27 protein-coding genes are annotated in these 26,388 nt (G+C 58.6%); all 27 read left to right on the plus strand.

Annotated elements, in window-relative coordinates:
* The coding region (locus VB144_08245) for a flagellin (protein MEA4883630.1) at positions 1-205 on the plus strand (205 nt) is incomplete at its 5' end.
* Between the two features lie 208 nt (positions 206-413).
* Entirely contained in the window at positions 414-1,514 is a 1,101-nt protein-coding gene (locus VB144_08250; protein MEA4883631.1) for a flagellin, read from the plus strand.
* A 122-nt stretch (positions 1,515-1,636) separates the two neighbouring features.
* Complete coding sequence (locus tag VB144_08255) at positions 1,637-2,746, plus strand: flagellin (GenBank protein ID MEA4883632.1); 1,110 nt, start codon at positions 1,637-1,639, stop codon at positions 2,744-2,746.
* A 162-nt stretch (positions 2,747-2,908) separates the two neighbouring features.
* Positions 2,909-3,739, plus strand: coding sequence for a flagellin (locus tag VB144_08260; GenBank protein ID MEA4883633.1), 831 nt, complete (start codon positions 2,909-2,911; stop codon positions 3,737-3,739).
* Between the two features lie 135 nt (positions 3,740-3,874).
* The gene (gene csrA, locus VB144_08265; protein MEA4883634.1) at positions 3,875-4,105 is read left to right on the plus strand and encodes a carbon storage regulator CsrA; all 231 of its coding nucleotides are present in this window, start codon (positions 3,875-3,877) and stop codon (positions 4,103-4,105) included.
* 138 nt (positions 4,106-4,243) lie between these two features.
* A complete protein-coding gene (locus tag VB144_08270) occupies positions 4,244-4,663 on the plus strand; it encodes a flagellar protein FlaG (GenBank protein MEA4883635.1) in 420 nt (139 codons plus the stop codon).
* Between the two features lie 21 nt (positions 4,664-4,684).
* A complete protein-coding gene (fliD, locus tag VB144_08275; GenBank protein MEA4883636.1) occupies positions 4,685-7,144 on the plus strand; it encodes a flagellar filament capping protein FliD in 2,460 nt (819 codons plus the stop codon).
* A gap of 33 nt (positions 7,145-7,177) precedes the next feature.
* A complete protein-coding gene (gene fliS / locus VB144_08280; GenBank protein ID MEA4883637.1) occupies positions 7,178-7,651 on the plus strand; it encodes a flagellar export chaperone FliS in 474 nt (157 codons plus the stop codon).
* A 1-nt stretch (position 7,652) separates the two neighbouring features.
* Complete coding sequence (locus VB144_08285) at positions 7,653-8,162, plus strand: flagellar protein FlgN (GenBank protein MEA4883638.1); 510 nt, start codon at positions 7,653-7,655, stop codon at positions 8,160-8,162.
* 372 nt (positions 8,163-8,534) lie between these two features.
* A complete protein-coding gene (locus tag VB144_08290) occupies positions 8,535-10,232 on the plus strand; it encodes a sigma-54 dependent transcriptional regulator (GenBank protein ID MEA4883639.1) in 1,698 nt (565 codons plus the stop codon).
* A 67-nt stretch (positions 10,233-10,299) separates the two neighbouring features.
* A complete protein-coding gene (locus VB144_08295) occupies positions 10,300-12,177 on the plus strand; it encodes an ATP-binding protein (protein ID MEA4883640.1) in 1,878 nt (625 codons plus the stop codon).
* Positions 12,178-12,348: 171 nt separating this feature from the next.
* Entirely contained in the window at positions 12,349-12,765 is a 417-nt protein-coding gene (flgB, locus tag VB144_08300; protein MEA4883641.1) for a flagellar basal body rod protein FlgB, read from the plus strand.
* 3 nt (positions 12,766-12,768) lie between these two features.
* Positions 12,769-13,164: a flagellar basal body rod protein FlgC gene (gene flgC / locus VB144_08305; GenBank protein MEA4883642.1), complete on the plus strand. Its 396-nt coding sequence runs from the start codon at positions 12,769-12,771 to the stop codon at positions 13,162-13,164.
* Between the two features lie 33 nt (positions 13,165-13,197).
* Positions 13,198-13,533 (plus strand): flagellar hook-basal body complex protein FliE, encoded by a 336-nt coding sequence (gene fliE / locus VB144_08310; GenBank protein MEA4883643.1) that lies wholly within the window; start codon positions 13,198-13,200, stop codon positions 13,531-13,533.
* A 20-nt stretch (positions 13,534-13,553) separates the two neighbouring features.
* Positions 13,554-15,200 carry a flagellar basal-body MS-ring/collar protein FliF gene (gene fliF / locus VB144_08315; GenBank protein MEA4883644.1) on the plus strand — a complete coding sequence of 549 codons (1,647 nt, stop codon included), beginning with the start codon at positions 13,554-13,556 and terminating at the stop codon, positions 15,198-15,200.
* A gap of 20 nt (positions 15,201-15,220) precedes the next feature.
* Positions 15,221-16,234, plus strand: a complete 1,014-nt coding sequence (fliG, locus tag VB144_08320; GenBank protein ID MEA4883645.1) for a flagellar motor switch protein FliG — start codon at positions 15,221-15,223, stop codon at positions 16,232-16,234.
* Position 16,235: 1 nt separating this feature from the next.
* Positions 16,236-16,928, plus strand: coding sequence for a FliH/SctL family protein (locus VB144_08325; GenBank protein MEA4883646.1), 693 nt, complete (start codon positions 16,236-16,238; stop codon positions 16,926-16,928).
* Positions 16,918-18,261, plus strand: a complete 1,344-nt coding sequence (gene fliI, locus VB144_08330; GenBank protein MEA4883647.1) for a flagellar protein export ATPase FliI — start codon at positions 16,918-16,920, stop codon at positions 18,259-18,261. Before VB144_08325 ends, fliI begins: the two co-directional genes overlap by 11 nt.
* 11 nt (positions 18,262-18,272) lie before the next feature.
* Positions 18,273-18,734, plus strand: coding sequence for a flagellar export protein FliJ (gene fliJ / locus VB144_08335; protein ID MEA4883648.1), 462 nt, complete (start codon positions 18,273-18,275; stop codon positions 18,732-18,734).
* Positions 18,735-18,828: 94 nt separating this feature from the next.
* Positions 18,829-21,675 (plus strand): flagellar hook-length control protein FliK, encoded by a 2,847-nt coding sequence (locus tag VB144_08340; protein ID MEA4883649.1) that lies wholly within the window; start codon positions 18,829-18,831, stop codon positions 21,673-21,675.
* Between the two features lie 21 nt (positions 21,676-21,696).
* Positions 21,697-22,101 (plus strand): flagellar hook capping FlgD N-terminal domain-containing protein, encoded by a 405-nt coding sequence (locus VB144_08345; GenBank protein MEA4883650.1) that lies wholly within the window; start codon positions 21,697-21,699, stop codon positions 22,099-22,101.
* An 11-nt stretch (positions 22,102-22,112) separates the two neighbouring features.
* Positions 22,113-22,514, plus strand: a complete 402-nt coding sequence (locus VB144_08350; GenBank protein MEA4883651.1) for a TIGR02530 family flagellar biosynthesis protein — start codon at positions 22,113-22,115, stop codon at positions 22,512-22,514.
* Positions 22,515-22,633: 119 nt separating this feature from the next.
* Positions 22,634-23,869: a flagellar hook protein FlgE gene (locus tag VB144_08355; GenBank protein MEA4883652.1), complete on the plus strand. Its 1,236-nt coding sequence runs from the start codon at positions 22,634-22,636 to the stop codon at positions 23,867-23,869.
* A 110-nt stretch (positions 23,870-23,979) separates the two neighbouring features.
* Positions 23,980-24,201 (plus strand): flagellar FlbD family protein, encoded by a 222-nt coding sequence (locus VB144_08360; GenBank protein ID MEA4883653.1) that lies wholly within the window; start codon positions 23,980-23,982, stop codon positions 24,199-24,201.
* Between the two features lie 4 nt (positions 24,202-24,205).
* Positions 24,206-25,054: a motility protein A gene (locus tag VB144_08365; GenBank protein ID MEA4883654.1), complete on the plus strand. Its 849-nt coding sequence runs from the start codon at positions 24,206-24,208 to the stop codon at positions 25,052-25,054.
* A gap of 48 nt (positions 25,055-25,102) precedes the next feature.
* Complete coding sequence (locus VB144_08370) at positions 25,103-25,849, plus strand: flagellar motor protein MotB (GenBank protein ID MEA4883655.1); 747 nt, start codon at positions 25,103-25,105, stop codon at positions 25,847-25,849.
* 38 nt (positions 25,850-25,887) lie between these two features.
* Positions 25,888-26,376, plus strand: coding sequence for a flagellar basal body-associated FliL family protein (locus VB144_08375; GenBank protein MEA4883656.1), 489 nt, complete (start codon positions 25,888-25,890; stop codon positions 26,374-26,376).
* The last annotated feature ends 12 nt before the right edge of the window (positions 26,377-26,388 follow it).

Consider the following 26,388-nt stretch of genomic DNA (forward strand, 5'->3'; position numbering starts at 1 on the left):
GATCCAGAACAGGCTTGATCACACCATTGCCAACCTGGCCACATCGAGTGAGAACCTGACGGCGGCCGAGAGCCGCATCCGTGACGTCGACATCGCAGTGGAGATGATGAGCTTCACGAAGTACCAGATCCTGAGCCAGGCCTCCACCGCGATGCTCGCTCAGGCTAACCAGAAACCCCAGGCTGTGCTGCAACTGCTCAGGTAGTGTGCGAGTTGCGCGCAGAGGCCAGTCCGCAGGGCTAAGGCTCTTCCCGGTGTGACGCAGGCGGTCTGGTCGCTTCCAGCGGACTGGCGTTCCTCTAACTAATCCATGGCATCTGCCGATACTGTAACCAATGAACGGTTCAACCCAGGAAGCATAGAGCCGGCCCCCAAGGATGCGGGGCGCATGGGCACAAGGAGGTAGTACAGAAATGAGGATCAACCACAACCTCTCCGCGCTGAACGCGTGGAAGAACCTGGTCACCAATGACGACGGCCAGAACAAGACCCTGGAGAAGCTGTCGAGCGGACTGAGGATCGGCAGAGCGGCTGATGATGCAGCCGGGCTATCCATCTCGGAGAAGATGAGGGGCCAGATCAAAGGGCTGAACCAGGCATCGCGAAACGCCCAGGACGGGATATCGCTCCTGCAGACCGCTGAGGGCGCCCTCGGAGAGACCCATTCGATCCTTCAGAGGATGAGAGAGCTGGCGGTGCAGTCTGCATCCGACACCGTGACTGATAAGGACCGCGTGGAGATTCAGAAGGAAGTCGACGCGCTGGCGGTGGAGATCACTCGCATCGCCGATACCACGGAGTTCAACACTCAGAAGCTGCTGAACGGCGACTATTCTAGCAAGATAATCCATATCGGCGCGAACGCGTCTCAGAGCCTCACAGTGAACATCTCCGCGACGGCGTCCACCAACCTCTCAGTTGGAGGCGCGGTAGCCGCCCAGGATCTCTTTGATCACCAGGTCACAGGGTCGATGACGATGTCGATGACTGGGACTAGGAACCAGACTGACACGACCAGGATCAGAGTGACCGTGGATGGGACTGCAACCAACAAGACACTCGCAGAGTATGACGCATCCACCGGCACATGGACCGACAAAGAGACTGTGGCCGTGGGCAACAACTTTGCTGCCTGGGAGGGCGTCACCATCAGCACTCTGGCCCACACGGCCAATTCCGTGACCGAGTCCTACATCATGGGTTCGGCGAGCGGCATCCATGTGGAAAGCCAGTGGGGTGCAAACCAGTCGATTTCGGTCATCAACACCGCGATCAACACGGTATCGAGCGAGCGCTCCAAGCTCGGCGCGATCCAGAACAGGCTTGACCACACCATCGCTAACCTGGCCACATCGAGTGAGAACCTGACGGCTGCCGAGAGCCGCATCCGAGACGTCGACATCGCAGTCGAGATGATGAGCTTCACAAAGTATCAGATCCTGAGCCAGGCCTCCACTGCGATGCTCGCTCAGGCGAACCAGAAGCCCCAGGCCGTGCTGCAGCTGCTGAGATAGCTGGCAAGCAGCGTGTGAGCGGGTTTCCTTGATGCAACTGCGACGGCTAGGGGAATCCTGATTAATCGCAGAGCGATCCTCCCGCAAGGACGCGGGGGTAAGAACACAGGGAGGTAAATGCAATGAGGATCAACCACAACCTATCCGCGCTGAACGCGTGGAAGAACCTGGTCACGAATGACGATGGCCAGAACAAGACCCTGGAGAAGCTGTCGAGCGGGTTGAGGATTGGACGCGCGGCCGACGATGCAGCTGGGCTGTCCATCTCGGAGAAGATGAGGGGCCAGATCAAAGGGTTGAACCAGGCGTCCCGGAATGCCCAGGACGGCATCTCCCTCCTGCAGACGGCAGAAGGCGCCCTCGGCGAGACTCATTCCATCCTTCAGAGGATGAGAGAGCTGGCTGTGCAGTCCGCATCCGACACCGTGACGGATGCTGACAGAATCCAGATCCAAAAGGAAGTGGATGCACTCACAGTCGAGATCACCCGCATCGGCAACAACACCGAGTTCAACACGCAGACGCTGATGGACGGGAGCTTCTCGAACAAGGTGATCCACATCGGGGCGAACGAGGACCAGAAGCTTACCGTGGGCATCGCTGACATGCGAGCGGCCTCAGCGCAGCTCGCGGTGACCGGCGGCACCACGTTCGACAGCTTCTCCGGAACCCGCACTGCAGGCGTCGGGGCCATGAGCCTCTCTGGGAAGTACAACCATACTACCGACGCTGGCACTTTCACATTCGCCTTTGTGGCGAACGGTGGAAACGTGGATGTCACAGTCACTGATAGTGGTGGTGGGAACAGCTCAGCGCAGACGATTACTGCTGGGACTGGCAGCTTCGCCTGGAGGGGAGTCACGTTCTCCTTCTCAGGCGTATCAGCGGCATCCACTTTCAGTGCGGTGTCCATCGACAACGATTCCTTCGGCATCAACGTCTCCACGCAGAGCACCGCTAATGCTGCGATCACCACCATAAACACTGCGATCAACAATGTGTCCGGCGAGCGTTCCAAGCTTGGCGCGATCCAGAACAGGCTTGATCACACCATCGCCAACCTGGCCACGTCGAGCGAGAACCTGACAGCGGCCGAGTCGCGTATCCGCGACGTCGACATTGCCGTCGAGATGATGAGCTTCACTAAGTATCAGATCCTGAGCCAGGCCTCCACGGCAATGCTTGCGCAGGCGAACCAGAAGCCCCAGGCGGTGCTGCAGCTGCTCAGGTAACCCTGGTATCGACCGTGCGACCTGCCTGGTGCGATCCTAGTGAATCGACTGGGGGCGGGCCGGCCCCGTCCCCGCGCGAACAACTCACAGCGTGATCCGGATTTCCGGGGCTCAGCCCACCCGCACGGATGTGGGAACAAGGGCACAAGGAGGTAGCCGAAAATGAGAATCAACCACAACATCTCCGCGCTGAACGCATGGAAGAACCTGGTTACAAATGACGAGGGCCAGAACAAGACCTTAGAGAAGCTGTCGAGCGGTGTTAGGATCGGGCGGGCAGCCGACGACGCGGCGGGGCTATCCATCTCAGAGAAGATGCGCGGCCAGATCAAGGGGCTGAACCAGGCGTCAAGGAATGCTCAGGATGGCATCTCCCTCCTGCAGACGGCTGAAGGCGCTCTCGGAGAGACCCACTCAATCCTTCAGAGAATGAGGGAACTGGCGGTTCAGTCGGCTTCCGATACCGTGACAGATGCTGATCGGGGCGAGATCCAAAAGGAAGCCGATGCACTGAGAGTGGAGATCGACCGGATCTCGACTGACACTGAGTTCAACACACAGAAACTGCTCAATGGGACGTTCTCTGCGAAGATCGTTCATATCGGCGCGAACGCAGGCCAGAGCCTGTCGGTGACCATTTCCAATATGAACGCCACATCGCTCAGCGTCAATGGCGCCACTGCCACGGATGGCATCGACATGAACGACCAGGTTGCAGCTAACACCGCGATCACTACTATCAACACCGCGATCAACACCGTGTCCAGCGAGCGCTCGAAGCTCGGCGCAATTCAGAACAGGCTTGACCACACCATCGCGAACCTGGCCACGTCGAGTGAGAACCTGACAGCAGCCGAGTCGCGCATCCGCGACGTCGACATCGCAGTCGAGATGATGAGCTTCACCAAGTATCAGATTCTGAGCCAGGCCTCCACGGCAATGCTTGCACAGGCGAACCAGAAGCCACAGGCGGTTCTGCAATTGCTCAGGTAACAGGAACATCGTTTCATGCACATCACAGCGAGGGGCGGTCACAGGGCCGCCCCTCTGGCTGTGATTACTTTGGCAGGTCTTGAGAGTTGCATGTCGAATACTCGGTGAAGAGCGCGATCCACTGGAGGGATGCACATGCTCGTTCTCACACGGAAGGCGAAACAGAGCATCATGATTGGCGATGCGATTGAGATCACCATCGTAGAGGTCAAGGGAGATGCAGTGAAGATCGCTATCGACGCCCCGCGTGAGGTCCCGGTGCACCGGAAAGAGGTGTACGAGGAGATCCAACGGGAGAACAAAACCGCGTCATCGGTGTCACTTGAAGATGCTGCCGCCATCGACAGGCTGCTTGGTGGGAAGTAACCTGGCTGGGTTCGCCCAGCATGCGACCGTTGCAGCCGCGCGCCCGCGCGTCGCAGGGGATCTGCTGCCGGAAGCGCTGTGACCCTAATATCTGCGCCGGTATTGCCGATAACAATGCCAGGGAAGTCTTGCGGCCCTGTGCGGTTGGCAATATCGGCGTTTCGTCTTGCCAGGCCGGCATCGAGTCAGGCGGGACTCATCGGGTTAGGCATGGAGGCCGGCCCATACCGGGATGTCAGGGAGGTGGATAACGTGTGTCCTGAGAAAATCACAGGCATTGCTGCCATAGACTCTCAATCCACGCGTACCGGCTGGAACTGGGAGACAGTCAGGAACGTGAACGAGATCGGAACGCAGGTCAGGCGCGCCAACAACGCTCTGGCAGCCTTTGACGTGCAGGCGAAGTTCTCGGTTCACCAGGGTACCGGCCAGATCATGGTGAGGATCGAGAATACTGAAACAGGTGAGCTCATCAGAGAGATACCACCTGAGAAATTCCTTGACCTAATAGCGAAGATGCGTGAACTCACTGCAGGTGTGGTCGACAAGCACGCCTAATGCGGATGGAGGTGAGCGTCAATGACTGACCGAATGAGAATCTCGGGGCTCTCAACTGGCTACGATACGACAGCCGTCATCGACCAGCTGATGGCCATTGAGCGCAGGCCCGTGCTGCAAATGCAGCAGAAACAGAATAAGATCAAGTCCAGGGCGGACGCCTGGCGCGATATCGCCACGAGGCTTTCGGCCTTGAAGACTCGGGCGACGTCTCTCAAGTCGGCCGCGACGATAAACGCGAAATCCGCGTCCACCTCTAGCGCGTCGGTCGTGGCTGCTACTGCGTCGGCTGGCGCGGCCAACGGAGTTCACAAGGTGTGGGTGGATCGCATGGCGACGTCCACGAAGATCGTCGCCAATGGTCAGCTTGGGCGGGCGTTGGAAGTTGGCGCGAAGCTGGCTGAGGCAGGCTTCTCCACAGCCCCCACTGTCGGCGCGTTCACCGTTAGCGGCAAGGTGATACGGATAGACTCAGATACGGTCATGAGCGATGGAGTCGACAATGCCGGGTCGAACTCGATCCTTGGAAAGATCAACAACTCAGGCGCTGGCGCAATAGCATCCATGGAGAATAACCGCCTGGTCCTGAGATCTGCCTCAGGGCAGATCCGCCTGGGCAGCGGCGCCGATACTAGCAACTTCCTCACTGCTGCGAAGCTGCTTGGAGCTGGAAACAGTGCAATGGTTACGTCTGGCGTCGCCGAACATGCCACCGAGGTGGGCAAGATCGCTGCCGATGTTGCTTCTGGAGCTAAGATCACCTTCTCCTATCGGGGAAACTCGTACACCACTGACTCTGCCGACATTACCGGCGGGGCAGCGGGCGTGACCAGCGTGACTGATATGGCCTCCCAGATAGAGGCCGCGCTGAATAAGGCGATCGGCGCTGCGGGCTCAGTGAAGGTCTCGGCAAGCGATGGCCTTGGTGGAGGGGCGCAGGCAGGCGACGGCAGGTTCGTCATTACTGATTCCGCAACCGATGGAACACTTTCGTTCTCCCAGGTCACAGATGCGGGCCTCGGAAGCTTGCTGGAGTCGGGCGGCGCCACGAGCGGGGCCATGATGGCTAGCTTCGGAAACCTCGGCACTACCAAGACTACAGCGGCGCTCTCCAAGGCGCGCCTTGGCGTGGATCTCATGGATTCGGCGACAGGTGGAGTGGCAGAGGGTGACACCGAGGGCAAGCTCGCTGCGGCGCTCGAGGGAACTGAGACCGTCAAGTTCGTGTATCATGGGACAGAATACACAACCGCCGCGCTCGCTGCGGGCGACGATATGCAGGCAGTGGCCGCGGACCTTGAGGCCCGGATGAATGAGGCCGCTGGTCTCGAGGCTGGCACGATTCGGGTCAGGACTGCGGGCATCAACGGATCCAAGAACGACATGTTTGTGGTGACGGATACCGCAACTCCGGTCGGTTCGACATCGAATTCGATTACCATAGGGGATGCGCCGGGGGCCTTGAAGCTGGGCGCTGGCGACGGCGCGACGAACAAGGGAGTATTCCTAGTGAATGGCGTCGCGATCAAGTACGACAAGTACAGTGATGCAGTGAACGACATCCTGAACAGGATCAACTCCTCTACGGCGAACGTTGCGGCTGCCTACGACGCGCTGAATGATAGGATCTCTCTCACTGCCAAGTACACTGGGGAGATCGCCGTCGCCCTCGATGATGTGGGCGGCAACTTCCTTGGGGCGGCGAGGGTTCTCGGTGCAGAGCAGGATTACGGTGACAATGCGCTCTACAGAATCGACACTGTGAACGGCGGACAGCAGATGTCCTCTGCGTCCAACACGATATCGGGTGTGATCACCAACGTGAACCTCACACTCAAGGAGATCAGCAAGGACCCAGTCACGGTCACGGTATCGCAGAACGTGGACGCAGGTTACGGCGCGATCAAGTCGTTTGTCGACCAGTACAACTCGGTGATGGACATGATATCCACGCTGACCGCCTACGACAAGGATACCAGGACTGCAGGGGCTCTCCAGGGCAATAGCTCTGTTCGCGGCATACAGACAAGGCTGCGTCAGATGGTGTCAACGGCAGTTGACGGCCTGCCGGAAGGTGTGGACTCTCTTCTGGCGATCGGAATCTCCACTGGGGCGGTAGGCCAAGCGAATGGCAAGTCGAACGCACTCACTATCGATGACGCTAAGCTGAAACGTCTTCTCGAGACCGACTCCGATACAGTGGCGCAAGTGTTCAACTCCGCCAACGGCGGGATCTCCGGGCTGTTTGAGAAGTACGTGGATGAGCTTGTCAAGGGCGGCACTGGTCTGATATCGAAAACCCAGGGCCTCCTCAAGGATCAGACCAGAGACGTCGACAACCGCATCAAGGACATGGAGACCCGCCTTGCAAGGAAGCGGGAGAACCTCGTGAATCAGTTCACCCAGATGGAGAAGGTGCTCTCCTCTATGCAGCAGCAGCAGTCCTGGATGACATCACAATTCAACTCTATGGGGATATAGTGTGAGCATCGGCAGTTCGATGGCGGAAACGACATGACCAGAGGCGAGAGGCATTCATGGATCCAGGGGCCAGCAGGCCAAGAGAGACATGCGAGGGTGATGATTCGGATGATGGCGACTCCATACAACAGGTACCTTGAGACTCAGGTTCAGACGGCTCCGCCCGAGAACCTCGTCCTGATGCTATACGATGGCGCCATCAGGTTTGCTAACCAGGCCAAACTGGATCTAGCTGAGGGCAAGAGGGAGTCGGCGCACAAGAACCTCACCAGGGGCCAGGATATCCTGAGCGAACTCATGGGTTCACTCAACATGGATGCCGGCGATATCGCCGTGAACCTGTTCAAGCTATATGAGTACATGCAGTACAGGCTGGTTCAGGCGAACGTACAGAGGTCGATAGAGCCAATCGATGAGGTCGTGAGAATGCTCGGAGAGCTTCGCGAGACGTGGTTCGAGGCTATCCGTGATTACCGCGGCAAGATCGCGCGGGCGGGGGGGCAATGAGTTGACTTGTTCGACGCCAGATGTGGAACTGATAGAACGGATTCACTCGTTTCGCGAGGATGAGCTCGCACAATACACTGCAATGCTCAGGCTGTCGGGTGTGCAGCGAGAGTTGATCCAGGCTGGTGATACGGATGCTCTCGCTCGTGCTACTGAGGAGAAAGCTCGGGTCATTGCCCAGATAGATGCGATCAGCCGGAAGATAGCCGGGCTTCTGGGCCAGCTTGGGGCGGCGCGGGGGAGCGCGCACGACGTGCATCCCTGCTTGCACCCGGAGATGGGCGCGGCAGTTGCGTGTCAGCTGAACGTGAAGATTGCCAAGGTGATGGCGGAGATCCTCGTCGCTGAGCGGGAGAATCAGGCTATGCTGGAGAGGGCCATCAATGCTGTGCAGGAAGAGATCAAAGGGGTGGCCTCCGGCGGGAAGGCAGTCCGCGCCTACTGGGGGCGAGGCGCCGGAACGGCTGGCTTTGGATCTGGGGGCGCCACAGTGATCGATGAGAACCTGTAGTGGTCTCAGGGGGCAACGTAGCATGGTCGCCAGTACGGAATTCGTACAGGTTCGTCGGTCAACCAGTACGGAATTCGTACGACTCTGGGCCTAATTCGCCGCCAATCAGACTCCAGGGAGAGAACATCGGCCCAGATGATGTAAATTAGTCCCCCCAAATCTGCCTTTCAGCGCTCTTGTGCACGAATCCTCCGGTCTTCTGGGATCACACACCGGTTTTGCCTTCAGCGACGTACGGAATCCGTACAGGTGTCCCTTGTTCCCCGTACGAAATCCGTACTGGGTCTCTGGAAGTTGGATGTGCTGCAGGAATCCACATTTCATTGAAGAATTCCAACTAATATAGACAAGACTCGGATAGGGGACTGGCTGATGGCAGAAGAGACGAACCGCAGCGGTCCAGTTGCGGTGGGCCGCGTGCTGATTGTTGACGATGAGGTTAACATGCAGGTGGTTCTATCTGGCGCATTCGAGGATGCTGGACATGCAGTCCAGACGGCCTCAAACGGGACGGAAGCTACGGAACGATTGAGGGAATCCGATTTCGACCTGATAATCTTGGATCTCCGCCTTCCGGACATGTCGGGGATTGATGTGTTCAGAATCGCACGCGGGCTGCGCCCCGGGATTGTGGTGATCATGGTCACCGCTTACTCTTCAGTCGAGACTGCCATTCAAGCTCTCAAAATGGGCGCATATGATTACGTGATCAAGCCGTTCAACGTTGAAAAACTCCTGATGATGGCTGCGAATGCCATAGCAGGCCGGCATCATGCGGGCAAGCCAGATCGGAGCTTGGCATCGTCTGCAGTGGCAACGGCCGGGCATGAGGAGTTTGAAGGCGTTATCGGGGCATCTCCGCAGATGCGGAAGGTCATGGAGATGGTTCGGGACCTAGCGCCCACAAATGCTACAGTGCTGATATATGGTGAGAGCGGAACAGGAAAGGAACTGCTCGCCGACTACATACACAAGATGAGCCTTCGCGCGGGCCGTCCACTTGTCAAGGTGAACTGCGCCGCGATTCCGGAGTCGCTTCTCGAATCTGAGATGTTCGGCCATGAGAAGGGCGCCTTCACGCACGCGGTGTCGCGTCGATTCGGGCGGTTCGAGGTTGCGAACTCCGGCACGATATTCCTTGACGAGATAGGGGAGATGTCCCCTGCTATGCAGGCCAAGCTCCTCCGCGTCCTGCAGGAGAAGGAGTTCGAGCGAGTGGGCGGCACTGAGACAGTGAAAGTGGATGTCCGCGTGATCGCAGCCACCAATCGCAACCTCCGACAGGCCATTGCTGAGGGCGCTTTTCGCGAAGACCTGTACTACAGGCTTTCCGTAGTTCCGCTGTTCATGCCACCCCTCAGACAGCGAATGCAAGACATACCCATGCTGGTATCTCGGTTCATCGACAAGTACAATCGCGAATTCGGAAGGACCGCAAGAGGGCTGTCGCCAGAGGCCGCCCAGGCTGTTGCGGCTTACGCCTGGCCTGGCAACATCCGAGAGTTGGAGAATGCAATAGAGCGGGCAGTGCTCCTCTCCCGTGGCGACCTGCTCACCCCGGAGTACCTTCACCTGGGGCAAGATCCCGGTGACGCCATGTGCGGCCTGCGCACGATTGCATCCTCGGCGAATGGCGCAGGCGTTACGCCGGTTCAGGCTGGGCGGTCGATGGCCTCAGGCGTTCTCTTGCACTCTAGTTTGGCGTCAACCGCTGCCGGATCCGAATTCGTGGCAGCCAGCACCCGCTCCTCTGCAGTTGCGTCTGAATCCGGATTTGCGTCCGTGTCCTCATTTGCTCCTTCGCGGGCCTCTTGGCTCGCATACACACACGCATCCGCAGCCCCGCTCGCCCCTGGCTCGAATGGCCCAAACGAGCTCGCCGCTATCAGCCCGGGAGTCGAGTCGGAGGCAGCGTCTGCTGCTGGAGACGCGTTTTCGCTAGATGAGATGGAGCGGCGCCACATCAGGGCGGTGCTTGAGCAGACTGGCGAGAACAGGACGCAGGCTGCGAAGATACTCGGAATCACCAGGCGGACTCTTCTGAACAAGATCAACAAATATGGGCTCTGAGTGATACGATTCCACCGGTCTGTGCAGGTCAAATGGTCCATGCTATCAGGAGGTTTCGCAGGTGGCAATGAGGATGGGGCCCAGAGTATCGTTGGTTCCGGGTGTTGTTGCCTTGGCCACGAGCTTGATCGGCGCGACAGTGCAACTATGGTTCGTGCGCAACGTTGGATTGTGGGCAATTGTCGCCTACATTGGCTTGGCAGGCATCGAGATTGCGGCTATTGCACACTACATCGCTGTCGACCGCAGATACATCGTGAAGCAACAAGCAGTGGCAGAGCAGGCTCAGAGGCTTGAGATCGTCGCCAAAGAGCTTGTCGAGCACGAGGCGCTTATGAGGGACGACCTGGTGCGGGCTCAGCGTGATCTGAACGAGAGGATCGTGCGTCTATCTGGATTGCTTGAAGCTACCCGGCAGCTTGTGGCTACGCGCAACCTTCAGGACGCGCTGCAGCGCATTGTGGACATGACCCAAGCTATCGCGGGATCAGACGGCGCCATGCTTGAGTTGCGTGATGGAGAGCAGACGATCAGGTTGTCGTCAGGGTCATTCACCGAGGCTTCTGCTTCATTCGAACTCACTTCGAAAATCAGGTCGGCGGGCGTCGAGGTGGGCCGGCTTTCGGTGCAATTCGCCAACGTTGGGCATGGAGCTGCAGACACCACTCACGTCCTGTCGATCATATCGGCTTTCGCCGGAGTTGCAGTAGAGAATGCCCGCCTCTACCAGGATCTCCGCACCGCCAACAACTCGCTGGACCTATCTCGGAAATACGCGGAGAAGCTCGTTGAAGAGGTGCCAGTGGGCATTGTAGCCCTTGACCACGATTACCGCATTACAACCTGGAACAAGGCGCTTACTGGCATCTCGCAGATGCCGACCTCATCTGCCATGGGCAAGCATATCTCGGATCTCCTAGGCCCTCAAGCAGACGCGGTTGTACGCTCTCTTGCCAAGGATTCGGAGAAGTCGCAAAGTGCGGAGATGCGAACATGCACGGTTTCCCTTCCATCTGCAGGCACGTGCGGCTATCAGGGTGATCGCGGCGACGATCCTGACCTCGGTGAGCACATCCTTCGGCTTGTAGTGTCGTGCGTCCACTCTCTCGACGAAGACGGTGTGGGGATTGTGATCATGGCCGAGGACGTGACGGAGAAGGTTCGCCTTGGGGAGCAGCTCAGGTATGCAGAGAAAATGAAAGTGGTAGGAGAGTTCGCGGCAGGAATGGCCCACGAGATAAATAACCCAATCGGGATCATATCTGCCTGTGCTGAGGTCATGGGAAAGCGGCTTTCACGTATAGGCGCCGGCATGGAGCAGTTTGTGAAAACTGCGAAGATCATAGAGGACGAGGCAATCAGATGCTCATCCATTATCAAGAACCTGCTGGGGTTCGCGAGGCAGGCGGAGATGAACCCAGGCGAGGTGAGTATCCCCGAGCTTGCTCGAGAGACCGTTGATTTCCTCAGGGACCGGGCGGATGCAGCGAATGTGAATCTGACACTGGATGTGGCTGGCGACATCCCCATGGTCATTGCCGACAGGAACCAGATTGAGCAGGTTTTCCTGAACCTTGCCATGAATGCTATGGAGGCCATGAAGGAGGGAGGAAACCTCCGTGTGGCCGTTGTTGCCGATTCTGGGTCGGTGCGTATCTCATTCGCAGACACTGGACCTGGTGTGGACCAGCAGAGCATCAATAGGCTGTTTAGCCCGTTTTTCACCACCAAGCCCACTGGAACTGGGCTCGGACTGGCCCTATCCCACGGGATAGTCGAGAGGCACGGCGGCAGGATCGAAGTGGAGAACCTGCCTGATGCCGGTGCACTCTTCACTGTTGTTCTTTCACTCTCAACACAGGAATGGAACGGCGGGGGCGGGCTGGAAATCGAGAAACACTTGCATTCAGGTGAGCAAAATCTGCTCACCCCCATCAACCCCTGAAACCGTAAGCCCCGTCGAACCTAATCACTGCTCTCGCATGCAGCGGTTGTAGCTGAGCTGCGAGCAGTCCCCGACGAATCTCGCCGGGGTTTTGCTTTTTTCACGCAATGGCGCCGTTATTGCATCTAATCTCATACGGGTTTCTATTCCCTCGTATTGGGGGGCTGAAATGTGGGGATTTTCGATTCACGCACAATGAGAGTGCTCGAGTCTGCGCTGGATCTATCGTCGGCGCGCCATGCGATAATCGTCAACAACATCGCCAATGTGAACACCCCAGGCTACAAGGCTGCCGATATCGATTTCCAGAGCGCTTTTGCGCAGGCTCTGGCTGGGCATGCGCCCATAGAGGGTAGGCTCACCAGACCCGGGCACATTCCGATTCGCTCTGGCTCGGGCGATCCTGGGGAGGTGGCAACTACCCACGATGCTGAAGGGGTTACGATGAGACGCGATGGCAACAGTGTGGACATAGACGTGGAAATGGCGAGGCTCGCGGAGAATGCCACGATGTACAGCACCCTCTCCCAACTGGTATCCACCAAGTTCAGCATGATGAAGTATGTGATCAACGAAGGGAGGCGCTAACTCATGAGCCTGATGTCGAGCTTTCGGATCAGTGCATCAGGAATGGCCGCGGAGCGACTTCGCCTTGACGTGATATCGAGCAACCTTGCGAACATCAACACTACTCGCACTGCGGAAGGAGGTCCATATCGCAGGCTGATGGTGCAGTTTGAGGCGGCGCCGGGCAGCGCTGGCGTCCGGGCCGTGAACGTTGCGCAGGATGAATCGCCTCTCCCCTTGGTGTACGAGCCGGAGCATCCCGACGCCAACTCCGAAGGATACGTGGAGATGCCGAATGTGAACGCCGTGTCGGAGATGGTCGACATGATCACCGCTACTCGCGCCTATGAGGCTAACGTGGCGGCCTACAACGCGGCCAAGACCATGGCGGCGAAGGCGCTCGAGATCGGAAAGGTCTAGCAAGCAGCGCACGGCTGAGGGAGGTAACGCATGATGCCGGGAATCGGGTCACTAGGCGCCGTTGAGAGGGCGGTAAGCGGTGTAGCCGCCGGTGCTGGAACGGGAGCCGGAATCGAATCTGGCAGGCGAACTGGCCAAACCGACCTGGTCAGCACCTTCGGAAATGTGCTTGAACAGGCGCTTGATACTGTGAACGACATGCAGACAAGGGCCGACAGGCTCACGGAGAAACTCGCCACTGGCGAGGTGAGTGACATTCACCAGGTCATGATCGCAGTGGATCAGGTGAACATAGCGCTTCAGCTCACTATGCAGGTGAGAAACAAGGTCATCGAGTCGTATCAGGAGATCATGCGGATGCAGATCTGAAGGAATGCAGGTAAAGCAACATGACTCTTCCGCAGATTCCGCAGGGTGATAGAGCTCAAACCCAACGGAGCGCACGCCGTCCAAGCCTCAGCACGACGCAGAAAATCATCATCGGCGTCGTTTCGGGCGGTGTGCTCCTTGCACTCATTTTTCTCATCATGTCCAGCTCAAGCGCTGACTTCACAGTTCTCTATTCCAATCTGTCTCCTGAGGATGCCGGGCGCATTGTTGAGTATCTCAAGGAGTCGGGCGCCAAGTACAAGCTCACGTCGGGCGGCAAGACAGTGATGGTGTCTGCGAGCGGTGTATACGAGCTAAGGATGGAGCTTGCAGCCAAGGGTTACCCCCAGGGCTCCGGTTCTGGATTTGAGCTGTTCGATAAGACGAACTTTGGGGCGACGGAGTTTTCGCAGAAGGTGAATTACACCCGCGCCCTCCAGGGGGAGCTTGCACGGACCATTGGCTCGCTGAATCAGGTTGAACAGGCGAGAGTGCATATAGTGATCCCTGACGAGAGGCTTTTCGCAGAGCAACAGAAGCCAACTACGGCGTCGATTGTCCTCAAGATGAGGCCAGGCGCCTATATCCTCGATGCACAGGTAAGGGGAGTTGTCAATCTGGTCGCTGGCGCCGTTCAGGGGCTCAGCCCCGAGTTTATCACTGTGGTGGATACCGATGGGAATCTGCTATGGCGCGGAACTGGCTCTCTCGCAACTGCGACCGGATCAGGCGGTGTAGGCATAGGAAACAACGGAGCAATGACATCCGCTCAGCTCGAAGCGAAGATGGGCTTCGAGCAGGAGATGCAACGGCGCGTGGAAACGATGCTCGACCGTGTACTCGGAATCGGCAAGGCGGTCGTGCGAGTGTATGCCGACATAAGTTTCGACAGCACTCAGCGGGAAAGCGAGACCTATCAGCCTCTGGCAGGCGGACGAGGGGTCCCAGTGGCAGAGCAGATGACAGAGGAGAGACGCACGGGGGAGGCGCAGTCTGCCACTGGATATGCTGGGACCCCATCGAATGTGGAGAATTACCCCGTCATCACCCCTGTGGATGGCAGTGGCGGCTCAACATACACCAGAACCGATCGCACGGTGAACTATGAGGTCTCCAAGGTGACTGAGAAGGCAGTGATCGCTCCGGGGAAAGTGGAGCGCATCTCAGTGGCTGCGATGGTGGACGGCGTTGTCACTCAGGACCGAATGGAAGCTATTCGGCAGGTCGTGTCGGCTGCCGTTGGCCTCAAGTCAGAGCGAGGCGATCAGGTGACCGTCTCGGCGATGGAGTTCGCGAAAGCAGCGAGCGATGCCGATATGGCGGCTGCGGCAGATGAGATGGCAAAGGCAGATGGACAGGCATTCATAATGCGCCTTGTTCGGTCGATTACTCCCATAGTCCTCGGTTTTCTCCTACTGGTGTTCGGGCTGTCGATTCTGCGGATGTTCCGCAGCAAGCCCGAGGCTGTCAGAGAGCCCGTGGCGATCGGTCGCAAAGTTGGCGAAGTCATAGCGGATCAACCAGCGGCTGCAGTTTCGCCGCAGGCCGCGGCGGCCAGGGTTGAGGAGAAACGCAAGGCCGATACCAGGCAGACAGTAGAGACCCTCGCCAGAGCAAGGCCGGAGGATGTGGCCAGGATTCTCGAAACATGGATGTCGGAAGACTGACTGTCGGGGGGTAGGGAACGTTGAACGGCTCCAGCTTGTCGGCGAACGGGAGACGAAAGGCAGCAATAGTCCTGGTGTCGCTCGACTCCGAGACCGCCGCCGCAGTTCTCAAGCACATGAGAGATGACGAGATCGAACAGCTGACTCTGGAGATCGCTACACTCGGCAAGGTGACTTCAGTGCAGTCCGATTCCGCCCTGAGTGAATTCTACCAGCTCGCCCTGGCGCAGGAATACATAGCCCAGGGCGGCATCGACTACGCGAAGCAGATCCTGGAGAAGGCTCTCGGCGCGTCGAAAGCAATGGACATCATCGGTAGGCTCTCTGCCAACCTCAGGGTAACGCCGTTCGATTTCGTGAGGAACATAAACCCGGAGCAGCTCACGACTTTCATAGAAGGTGAGCACCCGCAAACCATCGCTCTCATCGTCGCACATCTGAGGCCAGACCAGGCAGCTATGGTGCTATCGGCGCTCTCAGCAGAACTGCAAGCAGATGTGGCATTGCGTGTCGCTCAGATGGAAGGCGCGCGGCCAGAGGTGATCAAGGAAGTCGAATCAGTCCTGGAGCGGAAGCTCACCACCTTTGGAACGCAGGAGTTCTCCGCCGCGGGTGGAGTGAAGTCACTTGTCGAGGTTCTCCAGAATGTGGACAGGGCAACCGAGAAGGTAATCCTCGAGAAGCTGGAGGAGGAGAATCCCGACATCGCAGAGCAGATCAAGAACCTGATGTTCGTGTTTGAAGATGTCGTGTACATTGACGACCGATACGTGCAGATGGTGATCAGGGAGGTTGATTCCAAAGACCTGGCGCTCGCTCTCAAGGTGGCCTCGGCTGAAGTCAAGGACAAGATCACCAAGAACATGTCGGAGCGCGCTGCAGCTATGCTCAAAGAGGAGCTCGAATACCTAGGCCCAGTGAGGCTACGCAATGTGGAAGAGGCTCAGACGAAGATCGTAGCCGTCATCAGGCGAATGGAAGAGGCAGGTCAGATCGTGGCCAGCCACGAGAAGGGGGACGAGGTCGTTGTGTAGCGTGATCAAGCGCGATTGGATCAGCGACAGCACTGAGGCCTCCAGCTTTGTCCTTTCCACTGATCGTCCTGAGGTCGTAGCTCTTTGCGTTGACTCAAACAGCCAAGATAGCGGCGCGGAGCTGATCGCGCAAGCCCGCGCAGAGGCAGACAGGATCATGACGGAGGCGAAGCGCAGGGCGCACAGTGTAGTCGATCAGGCAAGGACAGATGGGTTCCAGGCAGGGCTTGCGCAGGGCATGGAAGAGGTCAAGCGCAAGTATGAGGGCATCTTCACGCTGATGCAGGGTATTGCAGATCAGGTGACGGCAGAGGCCGACGCGCTAATCCGCGGAAGCGAGAAGGAGATCGTGAAGCTCGCTGTGGCCGTGGCAGAGAAGATCGTGAGACGGGCCGTGGATGCCAATCCGGGCATTATTCTTGAGATAGTGAGAGAGGCTGTTCGCAAGTGCAGCGGCGCGCGCGTGGTCGTGGTGCGGGTGTCGCCTGAGGATATGGAATCCGTGCTTGCTGTCCACGATGAGCTGATGAGAATGGCGCCTGACCTTAGGGGACTGAAGGTCGTGGAGGATCCTCGCATAGATCGGGGCGGATGCGTCGTGGAGATGGATGTCGGCTCGGTTGACGCCAGAATCGCCGAGCAGCTCAGGGGGATAGAGAGTGCGTTCGAGGAGGAGGCGGAACATGCGGTCTGATCAGGGGCCCGAAAACGCCGCGCGAGCCGTCGATTTCGAGAAGTACTACTCGCGTCTTGCAGCCATCGATACTATCAAGCAGAGCGGTCGGGTCGCTCAGGTCATCGGGCTTGTCATAGAGTCAAATGGCCCGCAGGCGCAGGTGGGAGAGATCTGCTACATCCACCCTCGGAACTCAGTGGCCCCGGTCACAGCGGAGGTTGTTGGGTTTCGCGAAGGCAGGCTTCTGCTAATGCCCCTCGGGGAGATGGCCGGGATCGAACCTGGAAGTGAGATAGTTGCTGGCGGGAAATCCCTCACGGTGCGTGTCGGCGATGGGCTTCTGGGAAGGGTCATCGACGGCCTTGGGAATCCCATCGATGGCCTCGGTCCAATCCACGGTGTGAGCGAGTACCCAGTGTCCAGCTCTCCGCCGAATCCATTGTCACGTCCGAGAATCTCGGAACCGCTTCCTCTGGGAGTCAGAGCAATCGATGGCCTCCTTACGTGCGGCTGCGGCCAGCGTATTGGCATCTTCGCCGGCAGTGGGGTGGGGAAGAGCACGATGCTTGGGATGATCGCCAGGAACACCAGGGCCGATGTGAACGTGATCGCGCTTGTGGGTGAGCGTGGCAGAGAGGTGCGAGAGTTCATCGAGGGAGATCTGGGAGATGAGGGCCTCGCTCGCTCGGTCGTGGTTGCCGCTACCTCTGATACGCCCGCGCTGGTAAGGCTGAAGGGCGCCATGGCCGCAACGGCCATAGCGGAGTACTTCCGCGACCGCGGGCTCAATGTGATGCTTATGATGGATTCGGTCACCCGGTTCGCCATGGCCCAGCGCGAAGTGGGGCTGGCCATCGGAGAGCCGCCAGCTACGAAGGGATACACCCCATCGGTATTCGCGCTTTTGCCGAAACTCCTAGAACGCTCAGGCACCAGCGAACGTGGGACCATAACTGGCCTCTACACGGTGCTCGTTGATGGCGATGACCTTACGGAGCCCATCGCAGACGCAGTCCGGAGCATTCTCGATGGGCATATCGTCCTCTCGAGGCAGCTTGCCGATAGGAACCACTACCCAGCGATTGACATTCTGAAGAGTGTCAGCAGGGTTATGGACAACATCGTATCCGAGGAGCACAAGCTATCGGCCAAGGGATTCCGCGATCTCCTCGCCACATACCGCGAATCAGAGGACCTGATCAACATCGGCGCCTATGTGCGCGGAACGAGCCCCAAGATCGACAGGGCCATCGAGGCGATCGATGGCTTCAACGAATACCTGCAGCAGGGTGTAGCGGAGCAGTCATCATTCGATGAAGCAGTTGCGGCGCTTAACGCCATCGCAAGCTAGGAGGGGTTGCTGTGGGTGGATTCAGCTTCAGACTGGAGCCCGTGCTCGAACACAAGCGGCGCCTGGAGGATCAGGCGAAGCAGGAGTTCGCTCGAGCGAAAGATGTGGAGCGCAGGGCCACCGAGGAACTCGACGGTCTGGAGAACGCGTACGGCGATGGCCAGGGGGATATGGTCTCTGTGATGCGCGATGTGATGGACCTCGACGAAGTGACCTCCTATCAACGGTACCTAACGAAACTCAGATCCGACATCGTCAACCAGACAGATCTGGTTACGCAGCTTCACACCACGTCAGAGGAGAAACGCTCAGATGCAGTGGATGGAATGAGGGCTCGAAAGGTTGTCGAGAAGCTGAAAGATAGGCAGTATGCTCAGTACGTGGTGGAGGAGAAGAGGGTCGAGCAGAAGCAGACCGACGAGTTCGCTACGACCAGGTACAGGCCCGTCGGGGTGGACAGGAAGCCAAGATAGGGCCGCTGCCATGAAGCAAGGGGCTTCGCGGGGGTGATGAGGGGCATATGAGAGCAGTCCGATCCAAGCGTGTGCGAAAGGAGGTGAAAAAGCAATGAACACCATACAGTCAACAGCAATGATACAGACAGCGATGACCATGACAGGGGTCACAGCAGGGGTTCCTGAAACTGCGGGGCCGGTTCCGATGCCGAGCGTTGCGTCATCTGCAGGCGTCCTCCCTGAGCAGGGTGGTTCATCTGTTCCTGAAGAGTCCTTCCTTCTGATTCTGCAGGAGGCCGTGTCGCGGACCGTGAGTCCTGACCAGCAGTCGGATACACAGGTGCAGACACAACCGGTGGTCTGGCCCGGACCGATTGCCATAGCGCGGAATGCGCCCGACGCAGAGGCACAAGGCACGCCGGAGCCAGCTAGTGAAGGTGCAGTCAGTGACGCGATCTCTGAGGATGGTGATGATGAGGCTGCGGAAAGCGATTCCGAAAACGAGCTGGCAGCGATTATGGCTGCAGCGCGGTGGGCCGCGGCAGGCGGCGCTTATCCGGCCGTGACCATGATGAATGGGAATGGCGCTGGCCGTCTGGACTGTGAGTCTCTCGGCACTGTGGAGAACGCGGGATCCGCCGCGGGCGTTGACCGAGTTGACGCCCATTCCACATCGGTCCGGCCCTCATCTATGGATTCGATTCCTCAGCAGGGGGCTTTTGCGCACACAGAACCGGCGGCTCAGCTTGGTGGAGCGCAGCGGATGAGCGGCGAGTCCTCATCAGGTGGGGTCGATGCAATTCGGGACGATGCGGGAACGGGCGAAATGAGCGAGGTGCGAACAGATAACGTCCATATGGCTTGCAGGGAGGCTGGCGCTGCCCGCGTGATGGGCTTCAGAGCATCGAAGGAAGACTCGATGGCGGTCGGCTATGCCAACTCAAATGCGAGCCCGCGCGCTCAGGGCGCGAACCTCAATACACCCCCTGTGCGGCACATCGATCCGTTCACCGATGGTGTTGAACCTCTGGAGATCCACATGAGGAGAGCGCCATCGAACGTATCCGAGGCGATTCCCGCAAAAGCCGGCGCGAGGCCAGGACGTCAGGGTTGCCAGGCCACAACGGTTCCGGCAGAGGCGAGTATGGGAGACGTCGCGGGTGCGGACGGTTCGCATGGTCTACAGGGATACGAACCGCGCCGTGTTGAGCCCGGTCATGCTGCGGTTCAATCCGCAATGGAAGCGCCGAGAGATGTTCGTTTGAAGCAGACCATGAGCAGACGGGCAGAATCGGTCGACGCCAGGCCTAACGGAGCCAGAGCGGATGCAGATGGGCCAACGGGGAAGCTGGTCTTGACCGCGAGCAATCCACTGCAGAATGCGCGAGACGCTTACGCAGAGCTAGCGTCGTCGACAGACTCGGTGACTTCGCCTCATGTGGATGCCGCACTTACGGCCCTGGGCGAACTGACGCCTGTGTATGCAGATGGTCAACTGCCTGAGGATCCGACCGGTGAGCGGTGGTATGGCGGCGAAACCGCATCAGCGGCCCAGGGGCTCGAGGGTGAGCCGATAACTGCTTCAGAATCAGTGCAGTCAAGGCCTCATCCTGGTGGCCTGCAGCGTGAAGCTGTTGCGAAGCTTCTGCCGATGCCAGTGCTCGCGCGGAGAACTCAGCTCAGTGACACTCAACCACGAACCCGCATGATCGCTGATTTGCGCCGTGTTGAGCCCGGTCGTGCTGCGGTTCAATCCGCAATGGAAGCGCCGAGGGATGATGTTGAGGTGGACTCAACTGCGGCTCTTCCGCGAGCTGAGAACAGTGGAATTCCGGGGGATGCTCGTTCATTCAGCCTGAGGCAGACCATGAGCAAACGAGCAGAAGCGGACCAAGGCGAAAGTAAAGGCATGTTGCGGACAGCGCCAATAGAGGCTGCGTCCGCGCCGAAGCCCGCTGGCGTAGTCGACCCTGAGCGCACCGACGGCACGGGGAAGCCGGTTTCGATCGCGAGCAATCCTCTGCAGAATCCTCGAGACGCTTATGCTAGGCTCGCGATGGCAGCGGCTGATATGCCACAGAAGCTGGCCACAGCAACAGGGGGATCTGTCATGAATGCGGACGTGGATCGCTTCAGCTCCGCGGATGGCGGCGAAAGGGCGGACAACATCGGCAAGGCTGATCAGATCGGGCCGGTATCGTTCCACAGGGAGAACCATACGGCGAACTCGAGGGAGCGCTCTGGCGGCCAGACCGAGGGATTCGGGGGGCATTCCTCTGGTTTCCGCTCGGCGGCGCCTCATGGCGCTCCAGTGAAGCGCGCGGAAACAGGATCCGAGCGGGCTGCGGTTCCCGCAGCGTTCGCCGATGCAGTCGCGACTGGCAGCCCGTCTGTTGGAACTGCAGGAACACCCGGCGTTGAGGCGAGCAGCACTGCCGGCGCTCGCGGCGAGAGGCTATCCCCAGAGGTTGGAGAGTCGGTGATGACCCAGATCTCAGCACACCTGCGTGCCAGGGCGAGTCGCGGAAGCGGGGAGTTTCGGGCGAAGCTCGTTCCTGAGAACCTTGGCGATGTGGAGATCAGAATCAGAGTAATCGGCGATTCGTGCACGGCCACTATCAAGGTGCAGAATCCAGAGGTCGAAAGATACGTCAGCGAACACGGAGCAGATCTCAAGGCAAGCCTTGCTGAGCATGGCATGGACCTCGGAGGGCTCGCGGTATCAGTGGGGTTCGGCTTCGCGTCAGGAAGAGACGACGGCAATGCAGCGAGGGACTACGCAGGCGCGTTCTACGGCAATGGTGAGCGGCGCGAGTCGGGAGCTAGTGCGTGGGCTGGTGCGGGCCATGATGCTCCACACCGGCGAGGAGAGAATCCGCGGCGGCAGCAGTCTGCTCCGTGGAGCGCGAAAGGCGCGACCACGTGGTCAAGGTACGGGAGAATCGACTACCTGGCGTGATGAAAGAAGGGAGGGATGAGGTTGTACACTGCCAGAGCGGCGGGCGCCGGCGTATACAGAGGATCCGATGCAGCAACCCCGAGGAAGACTCTTGGAAAGGATGAGTTCCTCAAGATCCTAATAGCCCAGATGAAGAATATGGACATCGGCGAAGGCCAAACAAACGAGCAGTTCGTGGCGCAAATGGCCCAGTTCTCCACCCTGGAGGAGCTGCAAAACCTGAACGCAGGGCTTCGCGAACTAGCCGGGGCGCAGGTAATCGCGCAGGCGGGGGCCCTTATCGGCAAGAGCATTGAGGCCATGCCCCCTGGATACGAGGTTGCCATCAAGGGGAAGGTCGAGGCTGTTCAGGTGATTGGCGGGGCGCCCTACCTTAAGGTTGGCGATTTGAAGATCAATATCAGCCATGTAACGAAGATCTCGTAGGGGTGGGGGTCGTGACGACAGACAGGATTGACAGACCAAACCAGACAGGGAGGCCGGTAGGTCCATCGCCGGTCAGGCCTGGAACGATCCAACAGCACCCGATGCCAGCTACTGGAGGCGCTACGTTCCGTGAGATCCTCGCTGAACGCCTTCAGGTCGATGGAGTGAAGTTCTCAGCTCATGCGCAGGCGCGCCTTGCTGCGAGGAACATCGACCTTGGCCGGGAGGACTTGGACCGGATCACGGGTGCGGTGAACAGGGCAGCTGCGAAAGGATCGAGGGAATCGCTGATCCTCATGGACGACAAAGCATTCGTGGTGAGTATCAGAAATCGGACAGTCATAACTGCCGTGGATGGGGATAGCCTCAAGGAGAACGTGTTTACGAACATAGACAGTGCAGTGATAGTCTAGAAGCTCAGCTCTTCGGAACCTAGATACTCAAAGGGCCGGACCTCTGTGAGGAAGCCCTAGGCCGCCTGCTACTTGGGCGGCCAGCGCAAACCAGAAGCAGAAACGGAGGTCGAGACGAAATGATGCGTTCAATGTTCGCGGGCGTTTCTGGAACTCGCGCTCATCAGGTGCGAATGGACGTGATCGGGAACAACATCGCCAACGTGAACACCGTCGGTTTCAAGTATGGAAGGGCGACTTTTCAGGACATGCTTTCGCAGACTCTCAGAGGCGCGAGCAGCCCGAAGGGGAAGAGGGGCGGAATCGACCCGATGCAAGTGGGTATGGGCGTGTCCCTGCGATCCGTCGATATAGTGTTCACCCCGGGGAACCTGGAGTCGACCGGGAAACTCACTGACATGGCGATTCAGGGGAACGGGTTCTTCGTGGTTCGCGATGCCTCTGATGCCCTTCTGTTCACGAGGGATGGGGCGTTCAAGATCGATGCCTTCGGGCAGCTCACTCATCCGGCGACAGGCTACCAAGTCCAGGGATGGATGGCCGATGCCTCTGGGAAAGTCGATTCAAAAGGCGAGCCTGAGGCCATCTCGATACCTCTAGGAACAAGCATGAACGCAACTGCAACATCTGAGGTTGGATTCGTGGGCAACCTCGATGCAGGCGCCGCGACTGCTGCCTCGTCGGATGCGGCGATTCCGGTGTACGATTCCCTAGGGGAGCAGCACACTGTGAGGGTCAGCTTTACGAAGACAGCGAATCCAAGGGAATGGACATGGAACGCCACCTTCGACGGCGGCGCCGGATCGGTCGGGAGTGGGACGATTACGTTCAAGAATGACGGCAAATTCGACTCTGTCACACCTACACCTTCCACCGTGTCTGTTGCGAGCCTTCCCAACGGGGCAAAGGCTCTATCTATCGACATGGACTTCAGTGCGCTCAGCCAGTACGGGCAGGCTTCATCTGTGAGCTGGAGCCATCAGAACGGGTTCCCAGCCGGCTCGCTGGAGACCTTCAACATCGACGACCGTGGGATCATCACGGGCGTGTACTCAAATGGGCAGTATGATGTGATCGCTCAGATGGCTCTGGCATCGTTTGCAAACTCAGAAGGCCTGATGCGTGCGGCCGGAAACATGTTTGTGCAGACGACGAACTCTGGAACTGCTCAGGTGGGCGAGGCCGCCATGGGTGGCCGCGGCTCGATACTTGGCACTACTCTGGAGATGTCCAACGTCGACTTGGCCAGGGAGTTCACGGACATGATCGTTACCCAGAGGGGATTCCAGGCAAACTCCAGGGTGATCACGTCAGCTGATGAGATGCTTCAAGAGCTTCTGTCGCTCAAACGGTAACCACGTGTAGCGGGCATCTGGGATTTCTCGCAGGGAGGGACGGGGCTTCCCCTCGCCGGGTGCGACGCTCGCGCCCCTCCCCACGAGGTCTGCGCAGGGGGGATTAAGTGGTGATAAGTGTAACCAAACTGAACGGTTCGCCGATATTCATTAATGCGGAACTGATAGAGTCGATTGCCGCCACTCCTGATACGGTGATCACGCTTACTACGGGAACAAAGCTGATCGTATCGGAGCCGGTTGATCGGCTAATCGACGACATCATCCACTACCACCGCCTTATCAACCGGCGCGCGGTAATCGTCCGGAACTGGGCGGATAGATCGAGGTAGAACTATGGACATTTCGACCATCATCGGATTCGTGTCAGGGACGTTCTTCATAATATGGGCGATCATGCAGAGCAAGGTTGGGCTCGGGCCGTTCTGGGATTTCCCCTCGGTTCTGATCACAATCGGGGGCTCGGCGGCCGCCGTCATGATCTGCTTTCCGCTGTCCGCACTTAAGGAACTCCCCAAGATGATGATGATCGCTTTCAAGCCGGGCACTTACAATCCACGCAGTGTAATAGAGAAGATAGTGGAACTCGCTGAGAAGGCCAGGCGCGAGGGCCTTCTCGCACTCGAGGATAGTATCGCCGGCGCCGACGACCTGTTCCTGAAGAGAGGAATACAGCTTATAGTCGATGGCACAGACCCCGAACTGGTCCGCGACATTCTGGAGACTGATCTGAACTACATTGAGGACAGGCACAAGTCGGGCAAGAGCATATTCGATGCCATTACGGCCTATGCGCCCGCCTATGGCATGATAGGAACGCTCATAGGCCTGGTGCAGATGCTGCGATCCCTTGACGATCCAAGCCAAATCGGGCCCGCCATGGCCGTAGCCTTGGTGACCACATTCTACGGTGCGATTGTCGCCAACTTCATCAGCGGTCCAGTCGGCGCCAAGCTTGCGATAAGAAACTCCGAGGAAATCCAGTTCCGTGAGATGATGTTGGAGGGCATTCTCTCCATCCAATCGGGCGAGAACCCCAGAATCGTGGAGGAGAAACTGATGGGATTCCTCGCTCCTCGCGAGCGCACGATGGCGGCCAAGGAAGCGGAGACGCGCCGTGGCGGCCGGGGGCAGGCGGCTGGAACCGTGGCTGAAGAGACTGGCGGAGGCGTGACTGGTCGATGAACGGGCGCTAGGAGGCGAGCTAGGAGGTGAGCTAGGAGGTGAGGATGGATGGGCAGACACAAGAAGGAAGATCCGCCGAGCGCCGGCGCTCCCCTATGGGTTACGACGTATGGGGACATGATGTCATTGCTTCTTACGTTCTTCATCCTGCTGTACTCATTCTCTGTTCTGGATCTCCAGCGTTTCAGGCAGGCGATGATATCGCTTCAGCGGGCGTTCGGCGTCCTGCCGGGGGGAACTGCAGTGCTTGACCCTGGATCGATCCCCATTCAGCCAGAGCCGCCTCCGCCGGAGGCCATGGATGAGTACGTTGACGATGGGGGCGGACAGGAGACAATGGACGAGCTGGGTCTTCTGCAGGTGGAGCTCACCCAGTACCTGGCCGTACAGGGGCTTGCCGGCAGGGTAAAGGTGGAGATGACGAAACGGGGCCTCCTAATCCGTTTCACCGACACTGTTCTGTTCGACTTGGGCCGGGCGGAATTGCGTTCCGATTCGAGGAAGCTTCTCAAAGACATGGCGCAGTTCATAGCGCCCATCAAGAATGCTGTGATCGTTGAGGGCCACACCGACAACCTACGTCTTCGCCCGGAGGCTCAGTTCGCTACCAACTGGGAGCTTTCCACTGCACGTGCAACTACGGTCGTGCGGTACTTCGTAGAGGGCCTGAGCATGAAACCTGGTCGATTCTCTGCGGCTGGCTACGGCGAGTATCATCCGATCATGCCGAACGACATTGATGCCAATCGTGCCCTGAACAGGCGCGTTGACCTAGTGATAATCGCATCCGAATGACTTGGCCGCTGCAGAAGCGGATCATGGAGGAGAAGGGTATGGCCAAAGGAGGGCCGGGCAAGGCAAGCAAGACATTGGTCACTGTGATTACGGTACTGGTGCTGCTCATTGCAGCGGGAACTGTCGGCTACGTCATAGTCCGTGGCAAACCGGCGAAGGGAGATCCAGGATCCAACGGGGCTTCGAACAAAGCCGGATCTAACACAGACTCGGTCGAGGCGGAACTAGGACCCATGTACGCGTTTGAGACCTTCATCGTGAATGTGGCAGAGGCGATGAACCGCAGGTACCTCAAGTGCGCCCTCACCATGGAGCTGGATAATGCCGCTGGCACGGCCGAGGCAGTGGCGAGAGTCGCACTACTGCGCGATGCGGTGATCGATATCCTGTCGGCGAAGACCATGGCGGAACTGGAGCCTGGGCCTGCAAGGGACGAGCTCAGGCGGGCGCTGGCGAAGAAGCTCGATTCCGTGATGACAGAATCCCGCGTTCGGCGGGTGTTCTTTAGCGAGTTTGTCGTGCAATGAGCAGGAGTTGTT

It is taken from the genome of Clostridia bacterium (assembly GCA_034926675.1).
Lineage (GTDB): Bacteria > Bacillota > DTU025 > DTU025 > DTU025 > JAYFQW01.